Raw genomic sequence first — 14,584 nt, forward strand, 5'->3', positions numbered from 1 at the left:
CAACCCCAACCCAGGGCCGTCCATGCTGCAGCTGCTGAACGTTGCGCGGTACCTGCTGGGCATGTCGCGCGGGGTGCGGATGTCCCGGCTCACCCTGGCCGGCGTGATCTTTACGGGGCTGCTGAGCGGCCTGGCCATGGCCGCGCTGGTGGCGGTCATCAACCAGCTCATCACCGCCGGCGCGGCACCCTCGCGCCGGCTGATGTGGGCGTTCGCCGCGCTGGTGGTGCTGCGGCCGGCGCTGCGGCTGGGGTCGCAGCTGCTGCTGCTCCGGCTGACCGAGCACAGCTTCTACGTGCTGCGGGTGGAGCTGTGCCGGCGCATTCTGGCCACCCCCATGCGCCACCTGGAGGAGCTGGGCCGCGCCCGGCTGATGGCGGCGCTTTCCACCGATGTGGGGCAGATCGCCACCGCCGTCGTGCTGATGCCGCAGCTGGTGATGCACCTGGCCGTGGTGGTGGGCTTCACCGCGTACCTGGCCTGGCTGGCGCTTCCGCTCATGCCCGTGCTGCTGGCCGTCTCCGTCCTGGGCTGGTTCAGCTTCCGCCGCGCGGTGGGCAAGGCGGTGGAAAAGACGGCGCTGGGGCGCGAACTGTACGACCAGCTCTTTCAGGGGCTGCGCGCGGTGACGGAGGGGACCAAGGAGCTCAAGATGCACGGCCCCCGCCGCGACGAGTTTCTGGCCGACTTCGACGACGTGTCGCGCCGCCACCGGCGCGAGATCCGGCACAGCGACGTGGCGCTGGCGTGGCTGGCCACGTGGAGCGAGATGCTCTTCTTTCTCGCCATCGGCCTGTTTCTGTTCGTGACCCCCGCGTTCATCACGCTGCAGCCGGGCGTGCTGGCCAGCGCGGTGCTGGCGGTGCTCATGCTGCGCACGCCGGTGGAGGCGCTCAACAACGGACTTCCCGCGCTGGCCCAGTCCGCCGCGGCCATCGAAAAGGTGGAGCGCCTGACGCGCGACCTGGCCGGGCGCGACACGGGCGCGCACTCCCCCGCGGTTCCGGGCGCCGCGTGGCGGTCTCTGGAGCTGGTGGACGTGACGCACGGCTACCGCCGCGAGGCGGACGACGAGCGCTTTCTGCTGGGCCCGCTGAACCTGCGCTTCGTGCCCGGGGAGCTGGTCTTCATCGTGGGGGGCAACGGGAGCGGAAAAACCACGCTGGCCAAGCTGATCCTGGGGCTGTACGCCCCGGAGGGCGGGGAGGTGGTGATGGACGGCGTGCCGGTGACCGATGCCACCCGCGACCGCTACCGCCAGCACTTTTCCGCCATCTTCGCCGACTTCTTTCTGTTCGACGACCTGCGCGGCGTGAGCCCCGAGGCGCTGGACCGGCGCGCGGGGGCGTACCTGGAGCGGCTGCACCTGCAGCACCGGGTGCGCGTGCGCGACGGCCGCCTGTCCACCACCGACCTGTCCACGGGGCAGCGCAAGCGGCTGGCGCTGCTGGCGTCGTACCTGGAAGACCGGCCGCTGTACCTGTTTGACGAGTGGGCGGCGGACCAGGACCCCGCCTTCAAGGACGTGTTCTACACGCAGCTCCTTCCCGAGCTGCGGGCGCAGGGCAAGACGGTGCTCGTGATCAGCCACGACGACCGCTACTACGCCACCGCCGACCGCCTGGTGCGGCTGGAGAACGGCGCCGTGGCGTACGACGGCGACCCGAACGAGTACGCGGGCCCGCTCGGCGCGCTGGAGGCCGTGTGAGCGCCGCCCCCCGCCATCCCCCCATCCGCTCCGGCGCGCCGCACCCGCGGCCCGCGCCGGCCCACGCCGCACCCGCGAAGGCCGCATGCAAGACACTCGACTGATCCGCCGGACGGACATTCTGCGCGGCGTGCGCCCCGCGGCGCCGCCCCCACGGCCCGGGCTGGAAACCTTTGACGCGCTGGAGTCGGCGGTGCGCAGCTACTGCCGCGCCTTTCCGGTGGTGTTCGCCCGGGCGCGCGGCGCCACCCTCGTGGACGAGGACGGCCACGAGTACATCGACTTCTTTGCCGGCGCGGGGACGCTCAACTACGGGCACAACCCGCAGTTCCTCAAGGACCGCATCGCCGAGTACCTGGCGGGCGACGGCATTCTGCACGGGCTGGACATGGCCACGGGCGCCAAGCGCGATTTTCTGGAGCGCTTTGACCGGGTCATTCTGCGGCCGCGCGGGCTGGAGTACCGCATTCAGTTTCCCGGGCCCACCGGCACCAACGCCGTGGAAGCCGCGCTCAAGCTGGCGCGCAAGGCCACGGGGCGCCGCACGGTGGCGTACTTCGCCAACGCGTACCACGGCATGTCGCTCGGCGCGCTGGCCGTCACCGGCAACGCCTCCAAGCGGCGCGGCGCGGGCGTGCCCCTGAACGACACCGTCGCCCTGCCGTACGACGGCGACCTGGGCCCCGGCATCGACTCGCTGGACGTGTTCGAGGCCATGCTGCGCAACTCCGGAAGCGGGGTGGAGCTCCCCGCGGCCGTCATCGTGGAAACGGTGCAGGCCGAGGGCGGGGTCAAGGTGGCGCGGGCGGAGTGGCTGCGGCGGCTGGAGTCGCTGTGCCGCGCGCACGGGGTGCTGCTCATCGTGGACGACATCCAGACGGGGTGCGGACGCACGGGGAGCTTCTTTTCCTTCGAGGAGGCCGGCATCACCCCCGACCTGGTGACGCTGTCCAAGTCCATCAGCGGAATCGGGCTGCCGATGGCGCTGGTCCTGATCCGCCCGGAGCTGGACGTGTGGAACCCGGGCGAGCACAACGGCACCTTCCGCGGCAACAACCTGGCGTTCGTCACCGCCGCGGCCGTGCTGGAATACTGGGAGCACGACGGGCTGAGCCGCGCCGTGCACGAAAAGGGCGAGCAGATCCGCGCGCGCCTGCAGTCGTGGGCCGACGCCGATCCCTCGCTGGGCGGCGTGGTGCGCGGGCGAGGGATGATCCGAGGGATCGCGTTCGCGGACCCGGACCTGGCGTCGCGCGTGTCGGCCGGGGCGTTCCGGCGCGGCGTGATCGTGGAAACGGCCGGGCCGCGCGACGAGGTGCTCAAGCTGATCCCCCCGCTCACCATCTCCGACGGGCAGCTGGAGTCGGGGCTGGCGCGCATCGAGGCGGCGCTGGAAGAGGCCGTCGCCCTCGTGCCGGCCGGCGCGGCCGCCGGGGAGGCGGCGTGAGCACGGGGCGGGTGGTGGCGGCGGTGCACCTGTACCGCGGGCCGGAGCGGCCGCTGGTGGTCAAGTTCGGCGGCACCTCGCTGGCCACGCCGCAGCGGATGCGGCGGGCCGCGGCGCGGGTGGCGGCGTACGCGCGGGAAGGGCGCAATGTGGTGGTGGTCGTCAGCGCCATGGGGCACCGCACCGACCGCATTCTGCGCTGGGTGCGGGACGTGTGCGACGGCGCGCCGCCAGCCGCCATCGCGCGCGACGTGGACCGCGCGGTCGCCACGGGCGAGGAGCTTTCCGCCGGGCTGATGGCGGCCGCGCTGGGTGCCATGGGCGTGCGCGCGGCGGCGCTGCGCGGCGGCGAGGCGGGCGTCCGCGTGGTGGGCGAGTTCGGAGCGGGGCGCATCCGCGAGGTGAATCCGCGGCGCCTGCGCGCGCTGCTGGCCGAGGGCGTGGTTCCGGTGATCGCCGGCTTTCAGGGCGAGCGCGATGACTGCGAACTGGTCACGCTGGAGCGGGGTGGAAGCGACATCACCGCCGTGGCCGTGGCGGCCGCGCTGGGGTGCGCGCCCTGCCACGTGGTGACCGACGTGGACGCCGTGTACGCCGCGGACCCGCGGGTGGACCCGGGCGCCGAGCGCTTCACCGATCTCACGCACGGGCAGATGCTGGCGCTGGCCGAGGCGGGCGCCCACGTGCTGCACGCCGGCGCCGCGCGCCTGGCGCACACCCTGAACGTGCCGTTGCGCGTCTACAGCTTCCGCGCGCCGCTCCGCCGGCCGGGCGGGACCCGCGTGGGCTGCATGGCCGCGGATGGCGTGGTGGCCGACGGCGTCGCGGAAGGCGTGTAGCCGGCGGAAGAAGCGCGCCGCACGGGCCGGTCACGATCGAAATCCGCGAATCGAGTGAACGGACGGCGAGCCAGGCGAGCGCAGCTGGTCATCATCCCGCCAAGCACGGATCGGCGGCGGTGACGGGGATCAGCGGTGACGGGAATCGGGATGGATGGCCGTCATCTCATCCACTCATCTCCCGGAAACGACGCGATCACGGATGTACGGATTGGTGGCGGTGCACGCGCCCGCACACCTGCCGCGCGGTCTTTGAAGCGGATGCCGGACGGGGGTTGATCGACGAGATGCGGCAGTCCTGCCATCGCCTGTGACCGCGGATCGGAAGATCTGAATCGGCGAATCGGCGAATCGGCGGATGGGCTGATCAACAGCAGCTGGATCGCCGGACCGACGGTGACGGATCGGCGGATCGACTGAGTTGATCGAAAGAACTGGATCGACCGAGCTGATCGACGGAAATCTGGATCGGCGACGGGCCGCACGGATCTGATGGATGAACTGCGACGGGAAGAACGGTGGGCGCCCGGCGGGACCCGTGTGTCCCCGGAGCAACTGGATGCAGACGAAAGATGTGATGGACTCCGGGACGGGAGCCACCTGTTCCGGGGCGGAAAAACTACGCAGCGGCGGCGCAGCGCCCGGCCGCGGCGGCCGAACCACAAGGATGGATCGATGTCGAAGAGGCACCTGGTCTCCCTGGGCGACCTGTCGCCGGACGAGATGAACTACCTGGTGGACCGCGGCGTCCGCATGCGCGAGCTGCGCGGCGTGGCCCGCACGCTGGAAGGAAAGACGGTGGGGATCTGGTTCCGAAAGACCTCCACGCGCACGCGCACCTCGTTCACCGTGGGCGCGCAGAAGCTGGGGGCCGACATCATTTCCTACGGCCCCACGGACCTGCAGACCAACACCGGCGAAAGCATCGAGGACACCAGCCGCGTGCTGAGCGGCTTTCTGGATGCCCTCGTCGTGCGCACCGCCGAGGACCAGCGCGAGATGACCGTGCTGGCCGGGCAGGATTCCATGTCGGTGGTGAACGCCATGGCCGACCTGGAGCACCCCAGCCAGGCGCTGGCCGACCTCACCACCATGAAGGAGCACTTCGGCCGGCTGGAGGGGCTGCACGTGCTGTACATGGGCGAGGGAAACAACAGCGCCACCGCGCTCGCCCTGGCGCTGGCCAAGATCCCCGGCGCCCGGCTCACGCTCCTGACTCCGCCGGGATACGGCATGCCCGCGGAGCTGATGGAGCGCGCCCGCGCCGACGCCGCCGTCCACGGCGCCGTCATCGAGGAGTCGCACGACGCCGCCGATCTCCCGCGGGAGGTGGACGTCGTCTACACCACGCGCTGGCAGACCACGGGAAGCAGCAAGGCCCACGAGGACTGGCGCGAGCGCTTCGCCCCCTTCGCCGTAACTCCGCGCATCATGCGCGACGCGTCGCGCGCGGACGGGACCACGGTGTTCATGCACGACCTTCCCGCCGTGCGCGGCGAAGAAGTGGAGGGCGAGGTGCTGGACGGGCCGCAGAGCATCGCGTTCCGCCAGGCGGAGAACAAGCTGTACAGCGCCATGGCCGTGCTGGAATGGTGCGTGGCCGGGCCGCAGAACGGGGAGGGATGACCATGTCTTCTCACTCCCGCCGCGCGCCGGCCGGCGCCGCGGCCTCCGCCAAGCCGTTCTTTGACCTCCCCGCCGAGGTCGCCTTTCGCTCCGTCTCCGCCGCGGCCGCCGGCTTCCCCTCGCTGGACGAGGGCGTGCTGTGCGCCGTGGGGCACACCCCGCTGGTGTCGCTGCGCGGCGTGGGGCAGGGGCGCCTGCGCGTGTACGCCAAGCTGGAGGGGCTCAACCCTGGCGGCAGCGCCAAGGACCGCCCCGCGCTCAACATCATCCGCGCCGGGATCGCCGCGGGGCAGGTGCGGCCCGGCACCGTGGTGGTGGAATCCAGCTCCGGCAACATGGGGGTCGGGCTGGCGCAGGCGTGCAGCTACCTGGGGCTGCGCTTCGTGTGTGTGGTTGATCCGCGGACGACGACGCAGAACATCCAGCTGCTGCGCGCCTACGGGGCCGCGGTGGAAGTGGTGGAGCACCCGGATCCGGAAACGGGCGAGTTTCTCCACGCCCGCATCCGCCGCGTGCGCGAAATCCTGGAGTCCGTCCCCAGCGGCTTCTGGCCGGACCAGTTCAACCACGAAGCCAACGCCGCCGCCCACCGCGACGGCACCATGCGCGAGATCGCCGCGGAGCTGGAGGGGGCGGTGGACTACGTCTTCTGCGCCACCAGCACCTGCGGCACCCTGCGCGGCTGCGCCGACTACCTGCGCGAAACCGGCCTCGACACCCGCCTGGTGGCCGTGGACGCGCTGGGAAGCGTGATCTTCGGCGGCCCGCACGCGGAGCGCATCATTCCCGGGCTGGGGTCGGGGATGGTTCCCGGGCTGCTGCGGCCGGGGCTGGCGCACGCGCAGGTGCACGTCACCAACCTGGACTGCGTGGCGGGGTGCCGGCGCGCGGCGCTGCGCGAGGCGCTGCTGGTGGGGGGCAGCTCGGGCGGCGTGTACACCGCCTTCGAGCGCATGCAGGACGAACTTCCCGACGGGTCCGTGTGCGTCCTGGTCTTCTGCGACCGCGGCGAGCGCTACCTGGACACCGTCTTTTCCGACACGTGGGTGCAGGAGCGCTTCGGCGACGTCGCCCACCTCTGGCAAACCGACGACGAAAGGCTCCCGGCGTGGACATGAACGGAATTCTTCTCCTGCGGGGAGAAGAGGTGCGCGAACTCCTGGAGGGGCGCGAGGGCGAGGTGCTGAACGCCGTGGAGAGCGCCTACCGCACCCACGGCACGGGCGACAGCGACCTTCCGCACTCCACGTTTCTGCGCTTTCCGCACGATCCCGGGGCGCGCATCATCTGCCTTCCCGCCTTTCTGGGCGGCGGCCGCCGCGTGGCGGGGATGAAGTGGATCGCCTCCTTTCCGCGCAACCTGGACGCGGGAATGGAGCGCGCCAGCGCCACGCTGGTGCTGAACGACGCCGACACGGGCCGCCCGCTGGCCTTCATGGAAGCGTCGCTCATCAGCGCGAAGCGGACTGCGGCGAGCGCCGCGCTGGGCGCCGTGCACCTGCACGCCGGGCTGGACCACGCGCGCGTGGGCATCGTGGGGTGCGGGCCCATTTCGCTGGAGATCGTGCGCTACCTTCGCGCCGCGCTCCCGGGGATCGAGCAGCTCGTCGTGTTCGACCTGAGCACGGAGCGGGCGGAAAACTTTCGCGCCGTGGTGGCGCGCGAGGTGGGGATGGATGACGTGCGGATCGCGTCGTCCGCGGACGAGGTGCTGTCCGCCACCTCGCTCACCGCCTTCGGCACCACCGCGTCCACGCCGCACGTGCACTCGCTTCCCGCCAGCCCGGACCCGCGGACGATTCTGCACATCTCCCTGCGCGACCTGAGCCCGCAGATCATTCTGGCCGCGGACAACGTGGTGGACGACGTGGACCACGTGGCCCGCGCCAATACCTCCATCCACCTGGCCGAGCAGGTGGCCGGCAACCGCGGCTTCGTGCGCTGCACGCTGGCGGACGTGCTGGACGGCCGCGCCCCCGCGCGCGCCGGGAATGTGACCATCTTCAGCCCCTTCGGCCTGGGCGTGCTTGACCTGGCCGTGGCGCAGCGCGTGTACGAGGCCGCGGCGGCGCAGGGCATCGGCGGTGTGCTGGACGACTTCTTTCCCGCGCCGTGGGACGCCCCGCGCGAGGCGCTGGCCGGCGCGCGCTGACCCGCCGCATCCATCCATCGATCATCCCCTTATCCAACCCAGGAGCACCCATGAGCCAGGTTTCCGAAGTACCCGCCCTCCGTGTGGTGGGCGAGCACGGCCCCGTCCGCGAGGAACTGCTGAACGAGGGGCAGATGCTGCCGCTCGTCATCCGCCCGTCCGCGCCGGGGATTGACGCGCTGGAGTGGGCGCACGCCCACCGCGACTACGTGGAGGAGCGGCTGCGGACGCACGGCGCCGTCCTGTTCCGCGGCTTTCCGGTGGAGACCACGGAGGGATTCCACGCCTTTGCCGCCGCCGTCGCGGGCGATCTGCTGGAGTACAAGGAGCGCTCGTCGCCGCGGCACGAGGAGGGCGACCGCGTCTACACCAGCACCGACTTTCCGCCCGAGCACCGCATCTACCTGCACAACGAGCATTCGTACAGCACGCGCTTTCCGCTCAAGCTGTTCTTCTGCTGCATGCAGCCGTCGGAAACCGGCGGGCAGACGCCCATCGCCGACGTGCGCAACGTCTTCAACCGCATCGACCCGGCGGTGCGCGACCGGTTCGCGCGCGAGAAGTACGTGTACGTGCGCAACTTCGGCAGCGGCTTCGGCCTGCCGTGGCAGACCACCTTTCAGAGCGACAACCCCGCCGACGTGGAATCGTACTGCCAGCGCAACGACATTGCCTGGGAGTGGAAGGACGACGGCGGCCTGCGCACGCGCCAGGTGCGCCCCGCGGTGTCCGTCCATCCGCGCACGGGCGAGTCCGTCTGGTTCAACCACGCCACCTTCTTTCACATCACCACCCTGGCGGAAGACGTGAGGGAGATGATGACGGCGGTGTTCGCGGAAGAGGATCTGCCCAACAACACCTACTACGGCGACGGCTCGGCCATCGACGAAGACACGATGGATCACCTGCGCGCCGCCTACGACGCCGAAACCATCCTGTTCGACTGGGAAAAGGGCGACGTGCTGCTGTGCGACAACATGCTCGTTGCGCATGCCCGCGAATCGTTCACGGGGCAGCGCAAGGTGCTGGTGGCGATGGCGCAGCCGCATTCGCACCCGGAGTACGAGGGGTAGGGAAGTGCGTTAGTGCGTTAGTGCGTTAGTGCGTTAGTGCGGGAGTACGAAAGTACGAAAGTACGAAAGTACGAAAGTACGGCGGGGATGCGGGTCATCCCTCGCCGCGCCTCGGGGCTTCGGGGCAACCGTGAATCTGACGGTTCCGCTGTGAGGGCCTGACCCGCACGCACGCCTCGCTCCCCGGTGTGGTTTTCTCCCCTCTCCGTGCGGCAGTTTGCACGGGGAGGGGCCGGGGGAGGGGCCTCCCCGGCCGGCGCTGGGCAGAACCGTCCGAAGCAGAACCTGCTCGGTGTTCCTGCTCTCGCACGTCGAGGAAAGCGCGTACATTAACGTGGTGCGCACCCGCCGGGAGCGCGCCCGTTGCGCCCTTCCGTTCGTTTGATGAACTTCGGTTCCTGCGTCCGAGAATGTCGGGGAACCGGTCCAGATCCTCCACCCGGACACGCATCCGCCTCGCCCGCCGACGTTTACAGGGTGAAGTCGAACTTGCTCCACAGGGGATTACCAAGCATCTCACCACTCTTTTTCTGACGGACCTTCCGCTCCCGGACACAAGATCCTTGACGCCGGGTTTATCGCGGACTATCTATCGTACGATGTTCTTCGTAGATACTCGCCCGCCACCGGAGCGCGCATGGCCTCGTCTCACACTCCGCTTCCCACGGACGCGGAACTGTCGATCCTGAACGTGCTGTGGGCGGGCGGCCCCAGCACGGTGCGGCAGGTGGCGGACGCGCTGGAGCCCACCAAGGCGGTGGGCTACACCACGGTTCTCAAGATGCTGCAGCTGATGCACCAGAAGGGCCTTGTGACCCGCGACGAGCGGCAGCGGCACCACGTGTACACCGCCTCCGCCCCGCGCGAGCAGACGCAGGGAGCCCTGCTCGGCGATCTCACGCTGCGGGCCTTTGGCGGATCGGCCGCGCGGCTCATGCTGCGCGCGCTGGACTCCGCCCCCGTCCCCGCGGACGAGCGCGCACGCATCCGGGCGCTGCTGGAAGGGCTGGACGACGAGGAGGACGGCCAGTGAGCACGCTGCTGAACGCCCTTTCCGCCCCCCTCTTTCAAGCCGTGGGCTGGGCGCTGGTGAACTTCGTGTGGCAGGGGCTGCTGCTGGCGGTGGTGTTCCGCGCCATCCTTGGTGCGATGCACCGCGCACCCGCGCAGGCTCGCTACCTCGTCGGCTGCGCCGGACTGCTGCTGATGGCCGCCGCCCCGGTCGCGGGGACGGTGACGGCGCTGCGCACGGCGCCGGAGACCGCCGCCGTCGCGCAGGGAGCGGCGGATGGCGCCGCGGCGGAGTTCGTCCCCGCGGCGGATGCGGGGCGGGCGGATGCAGCGGTGTTCTCCGCGGCGCCGTCGGGCGAAGTAGCAGGGTGGATGGAGCAGTGGCGGGACGGCGTGCGGCGCTGGCTGCCGCTGGTGGTGCTCGGGTGGATGCTGGGCGTTCTGCTGGGCTCGGTGCGCATGGCGGGCGCGTGGGTGCACCTGCGCCGGCTGCGCACGCGCTGGCTGTGCGAGGTGCCGGAGCCGTGGCGCGCCTCGCTCTCGCGCCTCGCCGGCGAACTGCGCATCTCGCGCCCGGTGCGGCTCCTCGTTTCCACCCGCATCGACGGGCCGGCGCTGGTGGGCGCGCTCAGCCCCGTCATTCTGCTCCCCGCCAGCCTGCTCACCGGGCTTTCGGTGCGCGACCTGGAGCTGATTCTGGCCCACGAACTGGCACACGTGCGGCGCTGGGACTACGCGGTGAACCTGGCGCAGGCCGCGCTGGAAACCGTCCTCTTCTTTCACCCCGCGGTGTGGTGGCTGTCCGGCGTGGTGCGCGAGGAGCGCGAACACTGCTGCGACGATGCCGTGGTCGCGGCCACCGGGCGGGGCAACCGCTACGCCCGCGCCCTGCTGGCGGCGGAGGAACTGCGCGCCGCGCGCCCCGGCCCCATGCTGGCCCCCGCGCTGGGCGGCGGCTCGCTGTACCGCCGCGTGCAGCGCCTGGTGGGGCCGGGGCAGGGGCCCCCGGCCGCGGGCGCCGGCTCCCTGGCCGCCCTCGGGGTGCTGCTGTGCGCGGTGCTGGCGCTGGGCGGCGTGCGCACGCTGACCGCGGGCGAAGGGTCCGTTGCGTCCCTCGCGGCGGTGGTGGATGACGCGCGCCCGTCCGATCCCGGCGCGCTGGGCGAGCGGCGGCGCCAGGCTCGGCAGCGGGCGGCGGCCGAGGGATGGAGCCGCGGCTACTGGATCGGCTGGGCGGTTCCGGGCGACCACTCCGTGGATCTGGCCAGCAACAGCGACCGCGGAGACGGCGCGGAGGGCGGCGCGCCGGTGCTGGACCGCCTTGCGCGCGGCGGGTCCGGGGCGGTGTCCATGGGCGAGGCGCCGCGCGGGACCGAGGCCGTCGTCCTCCTTCGCCTGGGCGCGCCGGACGACACGGTCCCGCGGGTGATGAAGCTGCGCGGCGCCACTCTCCCCGCCGACGTGGACGATGGCCCGCTGGTCTGGCTGGGACGCCCGCCCGCCGGGGAAAGCCTGGGGCTGCTGGCCGCGCTGTACGCCGGCGCGCCGGACGAGGTACGCGCGGAGATCGCCGCCGCCGCCGCCGTCCACCCCGTGGGCGACGAGGCGCTGGCCTTTGTGCGGCGGGTGCTGGGGCGCGACCCCAGCGCCCGGGTACGGGCCGAGGCCGCCTTCTGGCTGCGGCACCAGCCCGGCGACGCGGCCGTGGCCCTGCTGGAGCGCACCTCGCGCGAAGACGCGTCGGAGGACGTGCGGCAGGAAGCCGTGAGCGGGCTGGCGCGCATGCGCCTTCCCGCGGCGCGCACCGCGCTGCAGCGGCTGGAGCGCGACGCGCCCTCGCCGGGCGTGCGCCGCGAAGCCGGCGACTGGCTGGAGCGCGGCGCGGACCGGTAGGCGCGCGCCGCGCCGTGGTACCCGGAGGCGGGAATCATCCCCTCCTCCGGCGTGGTTCCCCCGAATTCTGAAACCCTCGTCCCGCCCCGCGCCGCCGGGTGGGCCGCTTCCGCCGGAGCTGCGACGCATGCGTGTAGCCAGAACGACCCTCGTTACTGGACTGTTTTTGGGTGCAATCTCCAGCGCCGCCGCCGCACAGGACGCGGGGCCCCGGTCGCTGGCCGCCGCCCGGCTCGGGGGTGCGGCCCCGGTCATGGACGGCCGCCTGGATGATGCGCCCTGGGCCGACGCGCCCGTGGCGACCGGCTTCGTGCAGCGCCGGCCGGACGCGGGCGCCGCCGCCAGCCGGCCTACGGAGGTGCGCGTGCTGTTCACGGATGGCGCGCTGTACGTGGGGGCGCGCATGACGGACTCGCCCGACAGCATCGCCGCGCAGCTTTCCCGCCGCGACGACGGTGACACGTACAGCGACTGGCTGTTCGTCATGCTGGACAGCGACGACGACAACCGCTCGGCCTACGTGCTGGGCGTGAACCCGCGCGAGGTTCAGCAGGACTTCATCCTTGCCGAAGACGGCGGGCAGGACGCCAACTGGGACGCCGTGTGGGCGGTGCGCACGGCCACCGACGCGCAGGGGTGGACGGCGGAGTTCCGCATCCCCCTGTCGCAGCTTCGCTTTTCCCCGCGCGCCGGCACCTGGGGCCTCAACTTTCAGCGCGTGATCGCGCGGCGGGAAGAAACGTCGTACTGGGCGCCCATTCCGCCCGACGCGCCGGGGTTCGTGTCCCGCTTCGGCGCGCTCACCGGGCTGGCGGGGCTGTCGTCGCCCACGCGGCTGGAACTGCGCCCGTACGCCGTCTCGCGCGTGACGCGCGCGCCGGGGGACGGAGACAATCCGTTCTACTCGCACAACGAGCCGTCGGCCAGCACGGGGCTGGACCTGCGCTACAGCCTGACCTCCGCGTTCACCCTCACCGCCACGGTCAACCCGGACTTCGGGCAGGTGGAGGCGGACCCGTCGGAGGTGAACCTGACCGCGTTCGAAACGCGCCTGGCCGAGCAGCGCCCCTTTTTCGTGGAAGATTCGCGGCTGTTCCAGTTCAAGCTGGGGGGGAGCGCGGGCGACCTGATGTACACCCGCCGCATCGGGGGAACGCCGCACGGCGCCGTTCCCGGCGACGCGGAGTTCAGCGACCAGCCGGAGCGCACCACCATCCTGGGCGCCGCCAAGGTTTCCGGGCGCGCCAACGGCTGGTCGCTCGGGGCGCTGACGGCGCTCACGGGCGAGGAGCGCGCGCCCTACACCATTCCGGGCGGAGGGCGCGAGAGCGTGGCGGTGGAGCCCCTCACCAGCTTCAACGTGGTGCGGGTGATGCGCGACTTCAACGGCGGCGGCAGCGCGCTGGGCGGCATCGCCACGCTGGTGAACCGCGGGCTGGGCGGCACCGGGCTGGACTTCATGCGCTCGTCGGCGGTGACGGCGGGGGTGGACGGCCGGCACCGCTTCGGCGGCGGCAACTTCGAGCTCAGCGGATACCTGGTGGGGAGCGGCGTGCGGGGCAGCGAGGCCGCCATCCTGTCCACGCAGACAGGGAGCGCGCACCGCTTTCAGCGTCCGGACGCACCGCACCTGGAGGTGGATTCCTCGCTCACCAGCCTGACCGGGTGGGTGGCCAACCTGGAGGTGGGCAAGATCGGCGGCGGGCACTGGACGTGGGAGCTGGGCGGCCGCGCTCGCTCGCCGGGGCTGGAGATCAACGACCTGGGCTTTCAGCAGCAGACGGACCGCGCGGAGCAGTACGCGGGCGCCGGGTACCTGCAGTTCCGCCCCGGACCCGTCTTTCGCACCTGGGCGCTGCACGCCTTTCAGCGCGCGGAATGGACGTACGGGCGGGAGTTCACGCAGGGGTACTACAACCTGGAAGGCAGCTTTCAGCTCAACAACTTCTGGAGCGGAAGCGCGGTGGTGGAGCGCTACCAGCAGGCGCTGAGCCCGTCGGAGCTGCGTGGCGGCCCGGCGCTGGTGACGGACGGGCAGACGCTGCTGACGCTGCGCCTGGCCGGTGACCAGCGCAAGCGCATCAGCTGGAGCGTGGCCAGCGCGGGCGGCATGCTGGACGAGGGCGACGGCTACTCGCTGGCCGTGGTTCCCAGCCTGCAGCTGCGCCCCTCGCCGCGGCTGAACGTGTCGTTGGGGCCCTCGGTGCGGCTGAACCGGGTGCCCGCCCAGTACCTGAGCCAGTTCACCGACGATGGCGGCGTGCGGCGCTTCGCCTTTGCGCGGCTGCGGCAGACCACCACGGCGCTCACCGCGCGGCTCAGCTACACCTTTACGCCGCGCCTGTCGCTGCAGTACTACGGCCAGCCGTTCATCAGCTCCGGCACGTACTCGGACGTGGTGCAGGTGGCGGATCCCGGCGCCGGGCGGTTCGGTGACCGCTTCACGCCGCTGGCCATGGACGAGGTCCCGGACTTCAACGTCCGCCAGTTCCGCAGCAACGCGGTGCTGCGCTGGGAGTACCGCCCGGGCTCGACCCTCTTCCTGGTGTGGAACACCGACATGCAGCAGGACGACCCGACCGGCCAGTTCAACCTGGTGCGCGACACGCGCCGGCTCTTCGGTTCCGAGGGGACGAACGTGCTGCTGATCAAGCTCAGCTACTGGCTGGGGATCTGACGCGGCGGCCGGCCGCCATCCCTCGCCGCATCGCGTGCCGGACGGACAGAGCGCGCCTCGCGGATCAGAAGTGACGGGTTGCCTGGATGACCGGCGGAGGGCCTTTCGGCTCTCCGCCGGTCTCTTTTTGGCGCCACGGACGGACATCGTCGAGATCC

Annotated in this window: 10 protein-coding genes; all 10 read left to right on the forward strand. The window is 71.6% G+C overall.

The genetic code is table 11. The annotated features are described in order from the left end of the window. Positions 1-22 precede the first annotated feature (22 nt). Positions 23-1,708, forward strand: coding sequence for a cyclic peptide export ABC transporter (locus HNQ61_RS05290; protein WP_170037612.1), 1,686 nt, complete (start codon positions 23-25; stop codon positions 1,706-1,708). Positions 1,709-1,793: 85 nt separating this feature from the next. Next, positions 1,794-3,155: a diaminobutyrate--2-oxoglutarate transaminase gene (gene ectB / locus HNQ61_RS05295; RefSeq protein ID WP_170037609.1), complete on the forward strand. Its 1,362-nt coding sequence runs from the start codon at positions 1,794-1,796 to the stop codon at positions 3,153-3,155. Further along, a complete protein-coding gene (locus HNQ61_RS05300) occupies positions 3,152-3,994 on the forward strand; it encodes an amino acid kinase family protein (protein WP_170037606.1) in 843 nt (280 codons plus the stop codon). The genes ectB and HNQ61_RS05300 overlap by 4 nt, the downstream gene beginning before the upstream one ends. 675 nt (positions 3,995-4,669) lie before the next feature. Then, on the forward strand, positions 4,670-5,620 hold the full coding sequence (locus tag HNQ61_RS05305) for an ornithine carbamoyltransferase (protein ID WP_170037603.1): 951 nt from the start codon (positions 4,670-4,672) through the stop codon (positions 5,618-5,620). 2 nt (positions 5,621-5,622) lie between these two features. After that, entirely contained in the window at positions 5,623-6,738 is a 1,116-nt protein-coding gene (gene sbnA / locus HNQ61_RS05310; RefSeq protein WP_170037600.1) for a 2,3-diaminopropionate biosynthesis protein SbnA, read from the forward strand. Beyond that, on the forward strand, positions 6,735-7,772 hold the full coding sequence (sbnB, locus tag HNQ61_RS05315; RefSeq protein WP_205761907.1) for a 2,3-diaminopropionate biosynthesis protein SbnB: 1,038 nt from the start codon (positions 6,735-6,737) through the stop codon (positions 7,770-7,772). The genes sbnA and sbnB overlap by 4 nt, the downstream gene beginning before the upstream one ends. Positions 7,773-7,822: 50 nt before the next feature. Then, the gene (locus HNQ61_RS05320; protein ID WP_170037597.1) at positions 7,823-8,845 is read left to right on the forward strand and encodes a TauD/TfdA family dioxygenase; all 1,023 of its coding nucleotides are present in this window, start codon (positions 7,823-7,825) and stop codon (positions 8,843-8,845) included. Between the two features lie 637 nt (positions 8,846-9,482). Beyond that, positions 9,483-9,878: a BlaI/MecI/CopY family transcriptional regulator gene (locus HNQ61_RS05325; protein WP_170037594.1), complete on the forward strand. Its 396-nt coding sequence runs from the start codon at positions 9,483-9,485 to the stop codon at positions 9,876-9,878. Next, positions 9,875-11,749 (forward strand): M56 family metallopeptidase, encoded by a 1,875-nt coding sequence (locus HNQ61_RS05330; RefSeq protein WP_170037591.1) that lies wholly within the window; start codon positions 9,875-9,877, stop codon positions 11,747-11,749. The genes HNQ61_RS05325 and HNQ61_RS05330 overlap by 4 nt, the downstream gene beginning before the upstream one ends. Before the next feature lie 166 nt (positions 11,750-11,915). Next, the gene (locus HNQ61_RS05335) at positions 11,916-14,426 is read left to right on the forward strand and encodes a DUF5916 domain-containing protein (RefSeq protein ID WP_183685530.1); all 2,511 of its coding nucleotides are present in this window, start codon (positions 11,916-11,918) and stop codon (positions 14,424-14,426) included. The last annotated feature ends 158 nt before the right edge of the window (positions 14,427-14,584 follow it).

This window comes from Longimicrobium terrae (assembly GCF_014202995.1).
In the GTDB taxonomy this organism is placed as follows: domain Bacteria; phylum Gemmatimonadota; class Gemmatimonadetes; order Longimicrobiales; family Longimicrobiaceae; genus Longimicrobium; species Longimicrobium terrae.

Coding starts and splice junctions, on each gene's coding strand:
- HNQ61_RS05290 (WP_170037612.1), top strand. CDS start 23: ATGCTGCAGCTGCTGAACGTTGCGCGGTACCTGCTGGGCATGTCGCGC.
- ectB (WP_170037609.1), top strand. CDS start 1,794: ATGCAAGACACTCGACTGATCCGCCGGACGGACATTCTGCGCGGCGTG.
- HNQ61_RS05305 (WP_170037603.1), top strand. CDS start 4,670: ATGTCGAAGAGGCACCTGGTCTCCCTGGGCGACCTGTCGCCGGACGAG.
- sbnA (WP_170037600.1), top strand. CDS start 5,623: ATGTCTTCTCACTCCCGCCGCGCGCCGGCCGGCGCCGCGGCCTCCGCC.
- sbnB (WP_205761907.1), top strand. CDS start 6,735: ATGAACGGAATTCTTCTCCTGCGGGGAGAAGAGGTGCGCGAACTCCTG.
- HNQ61_RS05320 (WP_170037597.1), top strand. CDS start 7,823: ATGAGCCAGGTTTCCGAAGTACCCGCCCTCCGTGTGGTGGGCGAGCAC.
- HNQ61_RS05325 (WP_170037594.1), top strand. CDS start 9,483: ATGGCCTCGTCTCACACTCCGCTTCCCACGGACGCGGAACTGTCGATC.